The following is a 16452-nucleotide window of genomic DNA, read 5'->3' as shown; positions in this document are numbered from 1 at the left end:
AAATTCCATTATTTGTATTACGTGAAATTTTAGCACTACTTATGAACGAACAGCCACTTCTCTAACGAGTGGATTATCTACTTGTACATAAATTGCTTGCTCTAAAGGATTTGTCAGTTCATCAACATCGAAAAATCTCGTTAGCAAATTTGCTTTACATGCCAATTTATTTTCTTCCAACAATTCACTTAAAAATGTAGAAGGTTCGCGGTTATATGGAAGGAACGCTTCAAGTACAGACCTTAATTCCGAAAGAAGAATTTCCTCCTTTATTAATCCTGCTGTACCAAAACCGTTAATTAGTCCAAACATATGATTAAAAATTAAATAGTAACGAAATCTTTCATCTACAATGTAATCGTCATATAAATTCCCAGTATGTTCGCCAATACCCGCTAGTTCATTATCTAGCACTGACTTCATTGAATTGCAGAAATAAAAACCTTGATTATCACGGAAGTAAAACTTAACTGGATAACCATCTTTCAATTGAACAACACTATTTTGTTGATGCGCTTCTAATGCAACGCCATAACGTAAATACATCCATACCATCGGCTTTAAAGAGATATTCATATATCGTCTAAACCACTCTAAACTTACTTCTTCACAGCTTCTACCTTCTAAATCCGCTAAGCGATGGATAATATTTGCTAAACGAGTTCTTTCACCCGGAATTGCATCTTGTACTAATCCAGCGATAAGCGTTGCATCATTTTCATTTTCACTATAAAATGTGTTTTCTCGAATAATCACTTCAAATCCAGACTCTTGTGCCCCGTATTTTAAAGTAATAAAGGCCGGATCACATATAAAATCAAATCCTGGAAACTTTTCTAGCACCTCTCCAATTTTAGTATTCAATATTTCCTTACCTTCAAGTCCACTCTCAAGTTCCTTCAATTTATTAATACGCATTGAATTCGTGACCTTTACAGGGAATGAAAACTTGAACATATACTTCGAATGAGGATGATATAGCGTTCTAAGTGATGATGTCGCCATATAACACTTACCTACTGGACCGATATATTCAAGTACACCTTGATTCATCCAATTTTGCACATAAGATTGATGTAATAGCCATTCTGCTTGTAGCGGATGGATTGGAATTAATGAATATTCATCTTCTTGACAGTACTCTTCAATAAATTCTTGACCTACCTTTTCATCGTTCTTTAATTCCTTTTTTATCATCGCCGTTGTAGAATCTTGTAACAATGACTTTTCACTTACTATACTTTTATGTGCCCTAAAATAGTGAAGTTGGCACTCCCCTTTTAATTCAGGAGAATACATTGAACTTTTCCAATCCAATATACCTTGTCTACTCTTTGGTGTAGGATGAGTTAAATGTCCAAATAATAAAGATTGCTCCGCCTCTATAAAAGTCGTATGGAAACCATATAATTCAGCTGTATCCTGCTCCCTTCCTTGTATAAACTTCTCAATATTTTGACAACTACAGATAACTCGAAGCATAAGTTCATCAGGATTCGTACCTTCTCCATAGTTAATAGACATTTCCTTTATTAAAAACATAATAACCGTAATATAATCTGCTTTAATAACATTTTTATTTTCGCCAATTTGGTAATAAAATTGTTCTCCAAATAGATGACGGTCCGTTGACGATTTATATATAACTTCCCCATACAAAGTAACGTTTTGTGCCGATAAAGGGCAGCATAAATAAGTGGGGATAGCGTCTCTTTGAAATGAATGGCAGAAAATATTTTCTATCCTTTTATCCTCCGTAATCCATTCTCCACTTCCTGTTTCTCTTAAATAACAATTTAAAAAGCTTTGTATTGTTGCATGTTCCGCGATTTGTTTCGCATGCTGCATACTGCTCCTCCTCTTTTAGACGAACACTATCATTTTTTCGTGAAACTTCTGACAGTTGAATTTTATTATCAACTATGATTTTAATTGATAATGATAATCATTTCAAGATATATTTCAGAATTTTTTTATCTAACTAAACTTTTCACCTTTTCAAAACATTTAATCCGTCAACAAAAAAATACACCAATATAATTATTGATGTATTTTTTCATTCTTGTAGATTAAGTTTACATAATAATATTATCGCGTTCTAAATTAATAGTGATTTGTATAAACAATCCATATCTCGCCAAGCATATGCTATTTCTTCTACATTTAGTCTTTCTAAAAGTTTCGTGTCAATTTTTTCCGGATTATATTTTTCATAAAACTTTTTAGAAGGATTATTAGAAACTACCCAAACTAAAAGAGATTGCATATTATCTTTTTTACAATCAAATAGTAAAGCTTGAAATAATCTTTGTCCTATCTTCATTCCTTGATACTCTTGTAAAATGTATATTGCATATAATTCCCCCTCACAATTATATGTACCTGTTCTTTCAACTCCCCCATCGATAAATCCAATTATTTTACCATTTAACGTTTCTGCTACAAACCTAAATTGATGCCCGTCTTCTTTTTGAAATATACTTTCCCATAGCTTTTCTCGTTGGTCATACGTTATATTGTCTAAAATTTCATTAGAGAATATCCCCTTATACGTTGTTTTCCAACTATCCACATGCACTTTTGCAATTGCCGAAATATCATCTTTTATTGCCCTTCTAATATGTATCTCCACCATACTCATCCCCCTTAGAAAATAATTATAGCAAAATGTTTTGTATGCATTAAAAAAAGAGTGAATTTTCATCACTCTTTCTATCTACTTTCAACTTCTACTGAAACAACATGATCGATTTCTTTTAAAGAACTATATAATTCAGTTGTATATAAATCTTCTGGAGCTAAAATGACCATTTCCAATTGCTGAGATGCCCCATTATCAATATCTTTAATTTTCACTCGTTTCACTTGCATATTTAAATTTTTAATTTGCTTAAAAATCCCGTCTAACTCTCGATGTTTGTTTACGGTAATTTTTATAGATAAGTCCTTTTGTCTCAATGAATATGGGCCTGCAATTTTCACAATTTGCGGAAGTACATTGATTGCTAATATAATTAAAACCATAGCAACCGTCGCTTGTATATAAAATCCTGCTCCAATCGCAATACCTAAAGCTGAAGCAGCCCATACCATAGAGGCTGTCGTTAATCCTGAAATAACATCATTACTTCTTCGTAAAATTACCCCCGCCCCAAGGAAACCGATACCACTTACAATTTGGGCAGCAAGGCGCATTGGATCCATATTCGTATGACCCGGTACAGAATAAACATTCACTGATTCAATTGAAACCATTGTAATTAAACAACTCGCTACGGAAATAACCATACTTGTTTTCACACCAAGCGGTTTATTCTTTAGCTGCCTATCTATCCCGATGAATAATCCTAAAAAAAGTGCTAAACCTAATTTGAATAAAAATTCATATGACATATTTCATTCTCCTTACTTTACAATGTTTCCCTTCGAATATTTCACTATAACTCTTTTATGATATCAATTCCAGTCTTTTCTATTCATTTAACGACAAAAGCCGAAAAAACATTTTTTATTATAATGTTTTTTCGGCTTTTTCTATAGATTTTTCATCGTAATTAAGATACTTCTTTAATTTTAATTTGTGCATCTTTATAAAATGCTAATTTATTATCATTATACTCTTTTGTATGTGTATTAAATTGTTCTTTCGCCTTTTGCGTTTCCATATTTAACTCGTTAACAGTTTTAACGTTTTCACCAATTTCTTTTAACTTCGTTTCTTTTACTTTTAATTTTTCATACAGTTCTTTTTCAGTCGCTAACGCCTTCGTGTAATTCTCATTCATCTTTTGGAAGGCATCATAACGATTTTTATACGATTCTTCTACTGCTTTTGCTTGTTTTTGCAATTTCTTATCTTCAAGCTTCTCTATATTGCTTTGAACCGATTTCGTTTCCTTCTGAGCTTTTTCTAACAGTTCTCTCTCGTTTTTCAATACTTTTTCACGCTCATCTACATTTGTAGTAGCTTGCTCAATCTTCTTCGTAACTGCTTCATTATGTTCTTTACCTTCTTGTAAAATTTGAGAATATAGTTCTTGCCCTTGCTTTTCTAATTGCTCTAATTTTTTCGTATCCTCAACTAAAGATTTTTCTTGTGTCGCTGCTGCTTCAAAAGCCGTATGTAAATTTTCTTCTGGCTTTTCACCGAAACAACCTGATAATAATCCTACTGATAATACTCCAACAACTGCTACTTTTCCATACTTCAACTTCAATTCCTCCAATTACATACGGTTATCATGCCAGAAGTTCACTGGGAAGTGACTCTCTTCATGATATGCTTCAAATTCATAACCTTTTTCTTTTAGACCCTTTAAAATTGCTGGCACAGCAGCAACTGATTGCGGGTGAATGTCATGCATTAAAATGACTTCTTGCGGTTTTGTTGCACCAGCTAATACATTTTGAGCGATTTGCGCTGCTGCTGCATCAACTGGTACTTTATTATATTTCCAGTCTAAAGAATCAATTGTCCAGTCCCACACTTTTAAACCATCCTCAACTACTTTATTTCGGAGACCTTCATTTAAACCAGGCATCGATCCGTATGGAGGACGTGTTAATTTAGGGGCTTTCCCAATAATGTTTGCGATTAAGCCTTGATCTTCTTTCATTTCATTAACATACTCGCCATTTTTATATAACTTCGCAAAATTGTGTGTCATGCTATGCATTCCAACATAATGCCCCTCTGCATTTTGACGTTTTACTAAATCAGGAAACGCTTTTACATTCGCTCCTATTAAAAAGAATGTCGCCTTCGCATCATGCTGTTTTAACATATTTAATAATTCAGCCGTATATTTTCCTGGCCCATCATCAAATGTAAGATACGCAACTTTTCTTTCCACTCCGTTAAAACGACTTGGTGCCGTTTTATTCATTTCAACTTTCGATTGTTCACTTGCAAGCTGCACTACATTTTCTTGTTTCGCTACAGCTTTTGCTGGTGAAGTAATAGATTGAAACATGAAATACCCAATAGCTACTATTGCAATCGCTATTAAAACAACTACAACTCGTTTAATTTTAAAAGCCTTTTCCATTCTATCGAATTCCTCTCCCTATTAATCTTATATGTAAATCACCCAATATAATTATACATCTATTTATTTTCATTACACTATATAAACATATTTTATATAAATTATAGTGGGAGTTTTATCAAAATTGTTGTTCCTACTCTTTCTCTACTTGTAATACTAAGCGTACCACCATGAAGCTCCACCATTTTTTTTACAATAGCTAATCCAATGCCTGCGCCTTCAATATGGTTATTAATCTGATAAAATGACTGCTCTATAAATGGTAGATGCTCTTTAGCAATTCCAATACCTTGATCTGTCACCTTAATCACGGCTTGTCCTTCACTTTTGGTCGCTTCAATGTAAACTGTACTTTTTTCATTTGAATATTTAATAGCATTATGAATAATATTTAGAAAAACTTGTTTTAGTCTATTTCGATCTCCTACTAGTTCTACTCGTTCTAAATTAGCAACTAGATGAATCTGTTTCTCTTCTGATTTAGGAGTCAATTGCCAAATCGTCTCTTCTAGTATATCGTACAATTGCACTTTTTGTTTATATAAATTAAAATGATTTGACTGCAATCTTGAAAAATCTAGTAACTCTTCTACTAAATGAATCAATCGGTCTGTTTCACCTGAAATAATTCCCATACCTTGCTTTATTTCTTCATCTGTTAAATGATCTACTGTTTTTAATGTCTCACTCCACCCTTTAATTCCTGTTAAAGGTGTTCGTATTTCATGAGAAATAGAGGCAATAAATTCATTTTTCATTTGCTCAGCCTTTTCTATTTTATCGGCCATATAATTTAAACTATGCGCTAACTCACCTAATTCACCAGGATAATCCTCTTTAATTTGCTCCTTTAATGTACCTTCCGCAATTTGCGAAGAAGCATGAATAATAGATTCGATAGGTTTCACAAACGAATTCGCCAATCGTCTACTGATTAAGAATACGATACCTGAAATGACAATTCCAACTGAAATAGTAAACATAATAATTTCAATAATCTTTGCATTTACATGTGTTAAAATAGTCGTATATTTTAACACACCGATAGTTTGCCCTTGATGTACGAGTGGACTTAATACTTCTAATTGTTCCACGTTATCTTTCGTAGTAATAACTTGGTGATACATTTCCCCCTCTAGTAAAGAATAAGGAATGCTTACTTTACCTTCAACCTTTTGCCCACTTGACGATTGTATAATTGTACCTTGCCGATCAATCAATTGTAATTCCGTTCCTTCTAATTGGAAACTCTCAATTATTTCTCCGCTATATTCTTGCAAACGAATAAAATATAGTGAATTGTATTCAGAGAAAAAACGTGTGCTTGTCTTTGCATGCGATTCAACATATTGCACAATGCCGTTATAATAATATCGATAAATAGAAACTGAAAATGCTACTTCAAATAATACAAGCATTAGTGTAATGACCGTCATAAAATATAAAGTCACTTTCCGTCTCATCTTATAGTTTCCTTCCACACATATCCTTTTCCCCATACAGTATGGATAAACTCTGGTTCTGACGGATTACATTCTATCTTTTGACGTAACCGTCTCATATTTACATCGACTACTTTCGTCTCGCCTACGTAATTAGTTCCCCAGATCATATTTAAAATTTCATCACGCGAAGCCGGCTTCGAAGCCTGATTCATTAAATACTGTAATATCATGTACTCTGTAGGGGTTAAATCAACTAATTGTCCACCTTTATATAATCTTTCTTCTATGATATTTAACGAAAACGGACCAGACGTGATTGTATTCGTTTTTTCTTCATGTACTTCTATTCTTCTTAATAAAGATTGTATTCGTGCAGTTAATTCTACTGGACTAAACGGCTTTGCGATATAATCATCTGCACCAATTCCTAGCCCTTGTACTTTATCTTCATCTTGTACACGTGCGGTTAACATAATAATACCCATTTTTTTATTTTCTTCCCGGATAGCTTTACAAACTTGAAAACCATCAATCCCCGGTAACATAACATCAAGTAACGCCACATCAACAGTATGTTCACTTAAAATCTGTAACGCTTCTTCTCCAGTGCTAGCTTCTAATACATAAAATCCAGCACGTTTCAAATTTAAGACAATAAAGCTACGGATTGGTATTTCATCTTCTAAAACTAAAATTGTTGACATAATTCCCACCTCCCTACTCTTGTTGATAATCCGCTAGCGGTTTTATATATGCTTTCATTTTTTCAAATTTTCCTTGCTTCGGTACTGCATATACATGAGAAGCTGTTTTAACTGCTGCTTCGTATCCTTTTATTTTGAACCATTCTTTCCGCTTAAAAATATGGACTTCAAGCCATATTTCATTTGTAGTTGCATCTATAAATTTTTGAACATCCGGTGCTTCTTGCTGAACTGGGACAGTTATTTTTCCAATTAGCGCTTGAGGGATTTTGACAAAATAACCTTTCTCTATATTGACATATCTTTCTTCTATCAGTTTAATTCCCTCTTCACTCCACTGTATATAACGCTCAAACATCGTGCTCTCTCCGTACGATACCTCCTCCCAACCTTTTGGACGCACAGTACGAACAAATTCAATAATGCCGTCTTCATTAACGTCTTTACTTTCCACAACATAATCATTGAATAAATCTTCTTTCCCGTCTATAGGTAGCCCCTCATAATGATCCTGATCAAATTTTGCTACATATGTTATACCTGAATGAGCCCCAACTCCTGCATCAATTACAACTGCCTTTGACTTGTTAGAAATACGTCCCATTTGTATTCGTTGAATACTATTTATATATGGATCAAATGTAACTTCAGACATAGTGTTAAACTGTTCAATGAACTCAACTTTCAATTGCTCATCTTTTTTATAAGTAACAAGGCTTATATCATTAAGGCCATTTTTATTTAAATCCTCTATAAATAACTTCGTATATTGCCGATTATAAATCTCCTTCATATCATCATTTTCTTCCGAAAAGACATACATTACATGTTCTAAAGATTCACGACTTACAGAGATTCCAATTAATAACTCTCGCTTCCCGTTCCCTGTAAAATCACCGACTTTAACGATATCTATATTCTCACCATCAAATGTATGAGTGGACTTTAATTTCCAGCCATTGCTGCTTTCCGCATAAATAGCTAAATATATACTCCGATCTTCATTCGGTACTTTATAAAATACGATCGCTTCTTTCTTATTATCTTGTTTAAAATCCATTGACCAAATCATCTGTTTATCTTTATTAGACATTGGAGTAAGCAACCGATAATTAACTGGCAAATCTTTATCTATTTGCTCTTTTAATTCATTAATCCACTTTTCATTTGCAGGAGCTCCCATTAAACTTGTTGGAGCTTCAGACATTTTACATCCAGTCAATATAAAAATGATTCCCAAAATACTTATCCATTTCTGCATATGATATCTTTCCTTACTACAAATTTTAAGTATTTTTTATACTATTTGCTTCCCCAATATTCCCATACATATAAGTATAGTTTTTCTAATATAAAAAATCGTTACAGAAAAGTTACAAATATATTTCCATAAAAAAAGATTGGCAAAGGCCAATCTTTTTTACTATTCGTTTCGAGTTGGTTTTGGTGTAACACCTAAATGCTCATTTAACTTAGTCGAAATATCTTTCACATTTTTTTCGTTTGGAATGTAATAATAAATACCACCAATACGTTTATCAGTACCTTCAATTTGCATTTTTTCCATTTGCAGGTCAGATCCTGCCATATTTTTCGTAATAGCAAGCATATCATCAAACGTTAAGTTTGTTTTCATATTTTTATCAACTGCATCAAGTAAAGAGCCCATTTTGCTAATTGATTGAACAGACATAGCTTTTTTCGCAATTGCTTCAATTACAAGTTGTTGTCTTTGACCACGCATTGCGTCACTGTCAATTTTACGCGTTCTAGCAAGTGCAAGGGCTTGTTCACCATTTAAATGTTGGTAACCTTTTTCTAAATGGATCATACCTGCTTGGTCTTTACTATCTTGTTCTGTGAAAGTAACAGGTACATCAATATCAATACCACCAATTGAATCTACAATTTGTACAAATGACTCAAAGTTAAACTTCACATAATAATCAACTGGTACATTTAAAAATCTTTCCACTGTATCTCTTGTACTTTCAACACCGCCAAATACGTGTGCGTGTGTAATTTTATCTAATTTCTTTCTAGATGGAATATAAACGCGTGAATCACGCGGAATACTTACTAATTTAACGGATTTATCATCTTTATTAATTGTCGCTAATAAAAGTGCATCTGTCCGAACTGCTTCGCCGTATTGGCTTTTTCTCATTTCACTTCCGTCTACACCCATGATTAAAATCGAAATATTATCCTTTAAAGGTTCCACTTCTTTGTCCCTTTTTGATGACTTATCAATTTTTGCATATGCATCACTTACAACCGCTTTTGCTTTGTTATATATAAACGATCCATATCCTACTCCTCCAAAAATAAGTAGGAAAAATGGAATTAAAATGAACCATTTTATTGACTTTCGTTTAGAACGTTTTTTATTGCTTCTCGTATTTTGTTCTAATTCAGAGCTCATACCCATTCGCCTCTCTTTCTCTTTCCCTAGTATAATGTAAGTCTATTAATCTTCATATTGAATTTCCTTTCAATTACCTTACATTTTTGTAAGGTTACTTCATGAATCCAACATGTATTCCATTTCACATTATACTCTTGTGCTTATTTTTGGCAAGTCACTATTTATCAACTTAAAAAATCCAATACTTCGGAATATTCGAATTTACATATTTATTATTCTGTTATTTGCAGGTAGTAAGATTTTCACCTCACAATTTAGCAAGAATAAAGAGTCAAGTTTGTGCCGTACCATCTTGATTGGTGATGACTAATAATCAGTGAGGGATAAATCCCCCACTGATTAAAGTTTCACTTTATTATTTCTCATTTGGTGTGTATATCATTTGCTTCCCATTATTATTAATTAAAGCTGACTTTGCTTTTATTTTCGTTTTTTCTATTTCTACATCTTTATTTGAGAAATTCACAATGATTTTAATATCTTTTCCATATGAAGTAGATTGTACTAGCTTATCTTCTGACAGATATGCAAAGTTCGTCATTTCTTCTTTTACTGCCTTTTCATGAACTTCATTCCAAACTTTCAGATGCTCTGTAATTTCTTTTTTATGCTTATTCCACTCTACTTCATCTAAATGGTACAACGGAGGAACATTATACAATAACTCATATAACATACGATTTCCAACCTCGTCCTTTACCTTCAAACTTCCCCATTCCCAGTGGTGCGTTGTAATAACCGAATCATTGTATACTAGTTTATATAATGGCACCGAATATACTGGATTTAAATATACTTGCTTATATTCTTCTTTTAACGGTACTTGTTTTGCATATTTTTCTGGAACATTTTGATTTGGTGACCAATATCCACCGACATAATACGGGCTTGTTTTATTTTTTCTCATATCTTCATCGTCCCACTTAATAACTGGTGTTTCAATTCCATGAGCAAATGCAATCGTACTACTTGCAAAATCATTTCCGCCCTCAGAGCCAACTACCATACCTTTTTCTTGTGCAATATAATCCATTCGTTTTAATCTTGCTTGTAAATCTTGTTCTTGTGTCGTTAAATGTTTTGTTGAATAATCATCATAAATTTCGCCCGTCGCGTCACAATCAATAAACCATGAATTATATTTAGGGCCATTTTGTAATATATCGTTCATTCGTTCTTTTACACTAGGAAGTGATAATGTCGGATTTAATTTTCGGCCTCTCCCTAAAAACCCTTGCACTTTCTCACCATTTTTCTTCGTTACAGTGGCTTCTTCATATAACGATGGGTCATTAAAAGAAGCTGTGTTCCAATTTTTATCACCTTTTTCGTGAATAGAATGGTAAGAATCATACGGACCAACTAAATATCCCATTTCCTTAGCTTCTGTAACGAAATTAGGCTGCATAAATCCTTGTTCCCAGTTCGGTAGACCAATCCACGCTTTGTCTATCCCTACTTTTTTCATTTCCTTTATTATATCCGTTCCATCTGCTTTACCCCATTTACTTACTTCTTCAACTGCATCACCGAGTACTGACTTTAATAAATGTTTATTTAAGCTATACAGCTCTGTCTTCGATAAGTGATCTACACCTTTCTTTAATAACACACTAGCTTCCTGATTAACTTTCGGGAAAATATCCTCTTTATACAATTCCTTCATAGATAATACTTCGTTTGTATAGCGTAAAATAACATTTTTTTGGTACTTATCGATAAAGTCTTGTTTACTCACCTGCTCAAATACATTCAATTCCCCAGGCTCTGAACTATTCTTTTGAATAAGGTCTTTTATATAGCTAAACACCGGGCTATTTATTTGCTCTCTTAGCTTCGGCCAATTCACGTTACTTTCTGATAAACCATTTTGATTCCAAAAGTAAAAATGAGCTGCCCCGTAAAGTTTTTCGATTTCTTTATTTTTTCTTGCCTTTTCTTGTAATGTTTTAAATTCACCTTTTCGAGCAATATTATCCTTATACAGTTTAGCAATACTTACTGCATCATTATTTGTCACATATAATTGAAATCCATATGTTTTATTTTTATTTATACTCGGGAATTCATGTGTAAAATCAAACCCTATTTTCGGATCTGAATGAAATTTCAATTCATTATTAAACATATTGTTCGCAATATATACGATCGAATATTTAGAACCATTTAATGCAAAAAACTTCATAGAAAATGATTCAGCAAATGAATATGCATCATCCTTTAAAAACTTCTTCCAATTCTCATCATTACTCGGAATTTGCTTACCTTCCCATAACGGAAGTGTATAATTTTCAGCTTGCACTTTTGGCCATGTAAAACTTTCTGCACCAGTCGATTCCACTTCAATATTTAAGTGGTCTTTTTTCTTTTCTAAATTTACTTTTACTTTTTGATCCGGATATTCCCATGATGTATGATCCTTGTCTTTTTTCAAATTCGATACCTTCATTTTTGGTAACGGTTGTGATGCCTGTTCTTTTACACCATCATGTTCTACAGTTAACGTAAAAGTCTCAGGATTTACATCGTAAGTAAAATCTTTATACGTCGCTTTCTTTATTTTAGACTCTTGTAAAGCATCATTACCTTTTACATCACACCCGACTAAAGTCGAAAGTGACAATGTTGTAAGAAGACATATCGCTATCATTTTTTTCATCTTCTGCACCTCCACCAATGAATATACAGGAGGTTTGTTACAGGAATATGGCAAAAAAATAATAGAGCTAGCATTATGCTAGCTCTATTATGAGCAAAAAAAATTTACGTATTACTATAATCTGTTTAAAGAAAATATGTAATACAGGGGGACTTTAATCCTTTTTTTTATTCTCACTAATAATTAGATCAAGCAAATCTAAATTCCATCAAGCTTTCCTTAACTGAAAAAGTAACTATATATAATATATCCTAAAACTAGCACTAAAATTAATATCCCTGTACCTTTCCAATTCATACCACCTGTCATATCAGCGGGGCTACCTGATTCCGCCCTGTTGAGTCCATCATTCAAAGAACCGGTAGGATTATTTTTCAATTCACTTTGTCTCATGCGTTCTCTTTTTTCTTCTGGTGACTCTTTTGAACTCATATAATCACCCCTAAAATTAATGTTCATTCCGAAAAATCCCCTTTAAAATAGATTCTCCATAACGTAAAGAAAGCTAGCGATGCTAGCTTTCTTTATAATCCAATATGTTCTTCCTTATTTACAGTAATCCCTTTATGATCAATTTCAAGCTCACATACTTTCATAGCTGCAAATACTCTCGCTAATTGGTCAGCTATTTCTTTACGCTTCTCGTACGGAGTTAAAATAAAAATGGATGGTCCCGCACCACTAAGCGCTGTTCCATATGCTCCGAATTCTTTTGCACATTTACGAATTGATGGTAATAACGGTACAAGTTCTAAACGATATGGCTCGTGGAAATGATCTCTTTCCATCATTTCACCTACAACTTCCCACTTCTTTTGACATAACGCAGCTACTAATACGTTACTTATCGCACTAGCCTTAACCGCTTCATGAAATGGAAACATCTCTGGTAATACAGATCGACTTTCATCCGTATTTAGCTCTTCATTCGGAATAAGAGAAATTACGCCTAATTCCTTACTTTCAATCCTTACAACCGAAACATTTTTTCCATCAAGTGCTCCGATTACAGTTCCACCTAAAATAGAAGCAGCGACATTATCTGGATGTCCTTCAAAGTTTGTAGCAATTTGAACCTTTTGATCAGTTGTTAAATATAAATTTCCAAGTTGATTCGCAAGCTCTATTCCTGCTACAATCGCTGATGCGCTACTTCCTAGCCCTCTTGTCAGCGGAATATTACTAGTAACTTCTATTATATGGGGTGATAAAGAAGGACATACTTTACATGCCGTGCTAACAATTAAATTTTTATCGTCTTTTGGAATTGAATCGTCAAAAGAATGTATCACTTGCCACTTATCAGCTTCTTCCTTTACACTTACTTCTAAATATAATGACAAAGCTATTCCAACAGAATCAAATCCTGGTCCAACATTCGCTGTACTAGCAGGAACACGAACTCTTAATGGTATCACGACATAATCACCCCTTTAATATGATCTTTAATTTGTTCTATATCATTTGACACACTTGCAATATCAAATTTATTAGAAGAAATTGCGATATCAGGATCTTTTAAACCATTTCCAGTTAAAACTGCAACAACGGTTTCGCCTTTTTTGATTTTTCCAGATTGAACATGTTTAATTACGCCCGCTAATGAAGCATTTGATCCTGGCTCTGCGAAAACTCCTTCAGTTTTTGCTAACAATCTATACGCATGTAAAATCTCCTCATCTGACACCATATCTATTTCACCATTAGACTGTTCGGCAGCCTCTACTGCATACGACCAACTTGCCGGATTACCGATGCGAATCGCTGTTGCAATCGTTTCAGGTGCCTCAATGACATGTCCTTTTACAATTGCCGCCGCTCCTTCCGCTTCAAAGCCGTGAATTCTGGGCTTCTTATAGCCTTTTTCTTTCTCGTATTCACAGAACCCTTTCCAATATGCTGTAATATTCCCAGCATTTCCAACAGGGATAGCTAGAACATCTGGTGCGTTTTGCAACTGGTCACAAATTTCAAATGCCGCTGTTTTTTGCCCTTCAATTCGGTAAGGATTCACTGAGTTTACTAATGTAATCGGCTCTTCTGCAGCAATATTTCTTACAGCCTTAAGTGCATCATCGAAATTCCCTTCTATTGAAATGATCTCCGCTCCATAAGCAACTGCTTGCGCTAATTTCCCATGCGCAATCTTTCCTTCTGGTATTACGATAATACATTTCATTCCGAGGCGTGCCGCATATGCGGCAGCTGATGCCGATGTATTACCTGTAGATGCACAAATGATAGCCTCTGAACCTTCTTCTTTCGCCTTTGCAACTGCCATTACCATACCACGGTCTTTAAAAGAACCTGTTGGATTCGCTCCTTCATACTTTCCGTATAACTGAATCCCTAATTGTTTTGATATATTTAATAATGGAATAAGGGGTGTATTTCCTTCCATTAAGCTGACATCAGGTGTGTTTTCATTCACCGGTAAATAAGAAGCGTACTGGTTTAATAGTCCTTTATACATATTGTTTTTCCTCCTCAATAATGTAGTAACTGTTTATTTCACTTGCGACATCTTCTATCGCCCCTAAAACTTGTTCGAATTGATATTTTGAAGTTCGATGCGTCACAACAACGACTTCTGCAAGCTCACGATTCAAAGGTAATTGAATTACCTCTTTTAAACTCACAGAATAATCAACGAAACATTCTGTTATTTTTTTAAACATTCCAGGCTCATCTCGTAATGAAATACGCAAAAAGTATTTCGAGACTACTTCTTCATCTCCTTGTAATTCATACGGCTCCGGTTCTTTTAATACACTTTTATTTTTCGGAACTTGATTCATATTTTTAACGATTGAAATAATGTCACTTACTACAGCAGAACCAGTTGGTAACTTCCCAGCTCCAGGTCCGTAAAACATCACTTCTCCTACTGCTTGACCGTGAACATACACCGCATTAAATTCATTATTCACATTCGATAGCGGATGATGACGTGGTAATAAAGTCGGTTCTACACTTAAGTGAATGGATGATCCTTGTTTTTCAGCTTTACCAATTAATTTCATTGTAAATCCTAATTTTTCGGCCATCTCTAAATCTTCTTTTTCAACCTTTCGAATACCTCTAACTTGAACATCATCTAAAGAAACATTCATCGAAAAACCTAAGTTTGCAAGAATTGCTACCTTTCTCGCAGCGTCTAGTCCATCTACATCCGCTGTCGGATCTGATTCTGCAAACCCTAATTTTTGCGCTTCCTGTAAAGCCTCTTCATACGACCATCCATTTTGACTCATCTTTGTTAACATATAATTTGTTGTTCCATTTACGATTCCCATTATTTTTTCAATTTGATCTGAAGCTAGCCCGTCTGATAATCCTCTTAATATTGGAATCCCACCGGCTACACTCGCTTCGTAACATAGGTCACATTCATTTTTATTTGCCAGTTGCAGAAGCTCCGCACCATATACAGCCATTAAATCTTTATTTGCTGTTACGACATGTTTCTTACTTTGCAAAGCCTTCACAATATGCTCTTTCGCTTCTTCAATTCCGCCCATTACCTCTACTACAATATCAATATTTGAATCATTTAGAACTTCATCGACATTACTTGTTACTACGATTCCATCAATGCAAACATCACGTTCCTTTTCCAAATCACGTACAACAACTGTCTTTACCTTTACTTTATATCCTGTATCAAGAGTGATTTTTCGATAATGTTCTTTCAAAATATGGACAACACCACTTCCGACAGTACCTAATCCTAATACCCCAACATTAATAACGTTATTCATTTTCTAATCTCCTCCTAAATAGTTTAATTGTTACACCTATGAATCACCTTACTCTGCTTTTTAATCATGCAGGTGGTGGTTATTTCCGTACGTACTAATCGTTTCATGTTACCGCACCTCCTTTCAAAGTAATAAAGTGAAACTTTAATCAGTGGGGATTTTGTCCATTCCTCACTGATTATTAGTTGAACCAATCGGGCTTTTACGGACAGTTGATCTCCCATCTTACTCCCTCGCATCCGCCAAATTTTGAGATGGGAATCTTACTGACCGTTAATGCGGGATAAAAAAACACACTCATCCCTAGGAAAGGGACGAATGTGTTTTCGTGGTTCCACCCTTGTTCCAACCTAGACTTACTTTCTTCTAGATTGCTCAAGTTCAGATAACGGCTGATACCGTCAATA

The 16452-nt window shown here is 34.1% G+C and carries 14 protein-coding genes and 1 other annotated feature (1 of these 15 running past the window's edge); all 14 genes read right to left on the bottom strand.

Annotated features, from left to right (window positions below; all coding sequences use genetic code 11):
* Positions 1 to 39 precede the first annotated feature (39 nt).
* Positions 40 to 1848, bottom strand: a complete 1809-nt coding sequence (locus QCI77_RS09940; RefSeq protein WP_353824844.1) for an IucA/IucC family protein — start codon at positions 1846 to 1848, stop codon at positions 40 to 42.
* 250 nt (positions 1849 to 2098) lie between these two features.
* Positions 2099 to 2635: a GNAT family N-acetyltransferase gene (locus QCI77_RS09935; RefSeq protein ID WP_353824843.1), complete on the bottom strand. Its 537-nt coding sequence runs from the start codon at positions 2633 to 2635 to the stop codon at positions 2099 to 2101.
* A 77-nt stretch (positions 2636 to 2712) separates the two neighbouring features.
* Entirely contained in the window at positions 2713 to 3393 is a 681-nt protein-coding gene (locus QCI77_RS09930; RefSeq protein WP_353824842.1) for an MgtC/SapB family protein, read from the bottom strand.
* Between the two features lie 161 nt (positions 3394 to 3554).
* Positions 3555 to 4211, bottom strand: a complete 657-nt coding sequence (locus QCI77_RS09925; RefSeq protein WP_353824841.1) for a YkyA family protein — start codon at positions 4209 to 4211, stop codon at positions 3555 to 3557.
* Positions 4212 to 4226: 15 nt separating this feature from the next.
* On the bottom strand, positions 4227 to 5048 hold the full coding sequence (locus tag QCI77_RS09920; RefSeq protein WP_353824840.1) for a peptidoglycan-N-acetylglucosamine deacetylase: 822 nt from the start codon (positions 5046 to 5048) through the stop codon (positions 4227 to 4229).
* Positions 5049 to 5149: 101 nt separating this feature from the next.
* Entirely contained in the window at positions 5150 to 6511 is a 1362-nt protein-coding gene (locus QCI77_RS09915) for a sensor histidine kinase (protein WP_353824839.1), read from the bottom strand.
* On the bottom strand, positions 6508 to 7197 hold the full coding sequence (locus tag QCI77_RS09910) for a response regulator transcription factor (RefSeq protein WP_016102197.1): 690 nt from the start codon (positions 7195 to 7197) through the stop codon (positions 6508 to 6510). Before QCI77_RS09910 ends, QCI77_RS09915 begins: the two co-directional genes overlap by 4 nt.
* Before the next feature lie 13 nt (positions 7198 to 7210).
* Positions 7211 to 8458, bottom strand: a complete 1248-nt coding sequence (locus QCI77_RS09905) for a hypothetical protein (RefSeq protein WP_353824838.1) — start codon at positions 8456 to 8458, stop codon at positions 7211 to 7213.
* Between the two features lie 162 nt (positions 8459 to 8620).
* Positions 8621 to 9622, bottom strand: a complete 1002-nt coding sequence (locus QCI77_RS09900) for an LCP family protein (RefSeq protein WP_201033009.1) — start codon at positions 9620 to 9622, stop codon at positions 8621 to 8623.
* A gap of 358 nt (positions 9623 to 9980) precedes the next feature.
* Positions 9981 to 12284, bottom strand: coding sequence for a glycoside hydrolase (locus QCI77_RS09895; protein WP_353824837.1), 2304 nt, complete (start codon positions 12282 to 12284; stop codon positions 9981 to 9983).
* Positions 12285 to 12503: 219 nt separating this feature from the next.
* Complete coding sequence (locus QCI77_RS09890) at positions 12504 to 12716, bottom strand: DUF6366 family protein (RefSeq protein WP_002031378.1); 213 nt, start codon at positions 12714 to 12716, stop codon at positions 12504 to 12506.
* Between the two features lie 92 nt (positions 12717 to 12808).
* Positions 12809 to 13702: a homoserine kinase gene (gene thrB / locus QCI77_RS09885; protein ID WP_002189304.1), complete on the bottom strand. Its 894-nt coding sequence runs from the start codon at positions 13700 to 13702 to the stop codon at positions 12809 to 12811.
* A complete protein-coding gene (gene thrC / locus QCI77_RS09880) occupies positions 13699 to 14757 on the bottom strand; it encodes a threonine synthase (protein ID WP_353824836.1) in 1059 nt (352 codons plus the stop codon). The genes thrB and thrC overlap by 4 nt, the downstream gene beginning before the upstream one ends.
* Entirely contained in the window at positions 14750 to 16045 is a 1296-nt protein-coding gene (locus QCI77_RS09875; protein WP_353824835.1) for a homoserine dehydrogenase, read from the bottom strand. Before QCI77_RS09875 ends, thrC begins: the two co-directional genes overlap by 8 nt.
* A 307-nt stretch (positions 16046 to 16352) precedes the next feature.
* Positions 16353 to 16452 (bottom strand) — a binding site (T-box leader); it runs 132 nt beyond the window's last position.

The organism is Bacillus cereus group sp. MG9, assembly GCF_040459995.1.
In the GTDB taxonomy this organism is placed as follows: Bacteria; Bacillota; Bacilli; order Bacillales; family Bacillaceae_G; genus Bacillus_A; species Bacillus_A mycoides.
This window is presented reverse-complemented; position numbering and strand designations above follow the sequence as displayed.

What these genes read in the sequence shown, in the direction of transcription:
- QCI77_RS09940 (WP_353824844.1), bottom strand. Translation starts at nt 1,848, where the DNA reads ATGCAGCATGCGAAACAAATCGCGGAACATGCAACAATACAAAGCTTT.
- QCI77_RS09935 (WP_353824843.1), bottom strand. Translation starts at nt 2,635, where the DNA reads ATGGTGGAGATACATATTAGAAGGGCAATAAAAGATGATATTTCGGCA.
- QCI77_RS09930 (WP_353824842.1), bottom strand. Translation starts at nt 3,393, where the DNA reads ATGTCATATGAATTTTTATTCAAATTAGGTTTAGCACTTTTTTTAGGA.
- QCI77_RS09920 (WP_353824840.1), bottom strand. Translation starts at nt 5,048, where the DNA reads ATGGAAAAGGCTTTTAAAATTAAACGAGTTGTAGTTGTTTTAATAGCG.
- QCI77_RS09915 (WP_353824839.1), bottom strand. Translation starts at nt 6,511, where the DNA reads ATGAGACGGAAAGTGACTTTATATTTTATGACGGTCATTACACTAATG.
- QCI77_RS09910 (WP_016102197.1), bottom strand. Translation starts at nt 7,197, where the DNA reads ATGTCAACAATTTTAGTTTTAGAAGATGAAATACCAATCCGTAGCTTT.
- QCI77_RS09905 (WP_353824838.1), bottom strand. Translation starts at nt 8,458, where the DNA reads ATGCAGAAATGGATAAGTATTTTGGGAATCATTTTTATATTGACTGGA.
- QCI77_RS09900 (WP_201033009.1), bottom strand. Translation starts at nt 9,622, where the DNA reads ATGAGCTCTGAATTAGAACAAAATACGAGAAGCAATAAAAAACGTTCT.
- QCI77_RS09895 (WP_353824837.1), bottom strand. Translation starts at nt 12,284, where the DNA reads ATGAAAAAAATGATAGCGATATGTCTTCTTACAACATTGTCACTTTCG.
- QCI77_RS09890 (WP_002031378.1), bottom strand. Translation starts at nt 12,716, where the DNA reads ATGAGTTCAAAAGAGTCACCAGAAGAAAAAAGAGAACGCATGAGACAA.
- thrC (WP_353824836.1), bottom strand. Translation starts at nt 14,757, where the DNA reads ATGTATAAAGGACTATTAAACCAGTACGCTTCTTATTTACCGGTGAAT.
- QCI77_RS09875 (WP_353824835.1), bottom strand. Translation starts at nt 16,045, where the DNA reads ATGAATAACGTTATTAATGTTGGGGTATTAGGATTAGGTACTGTCGGA.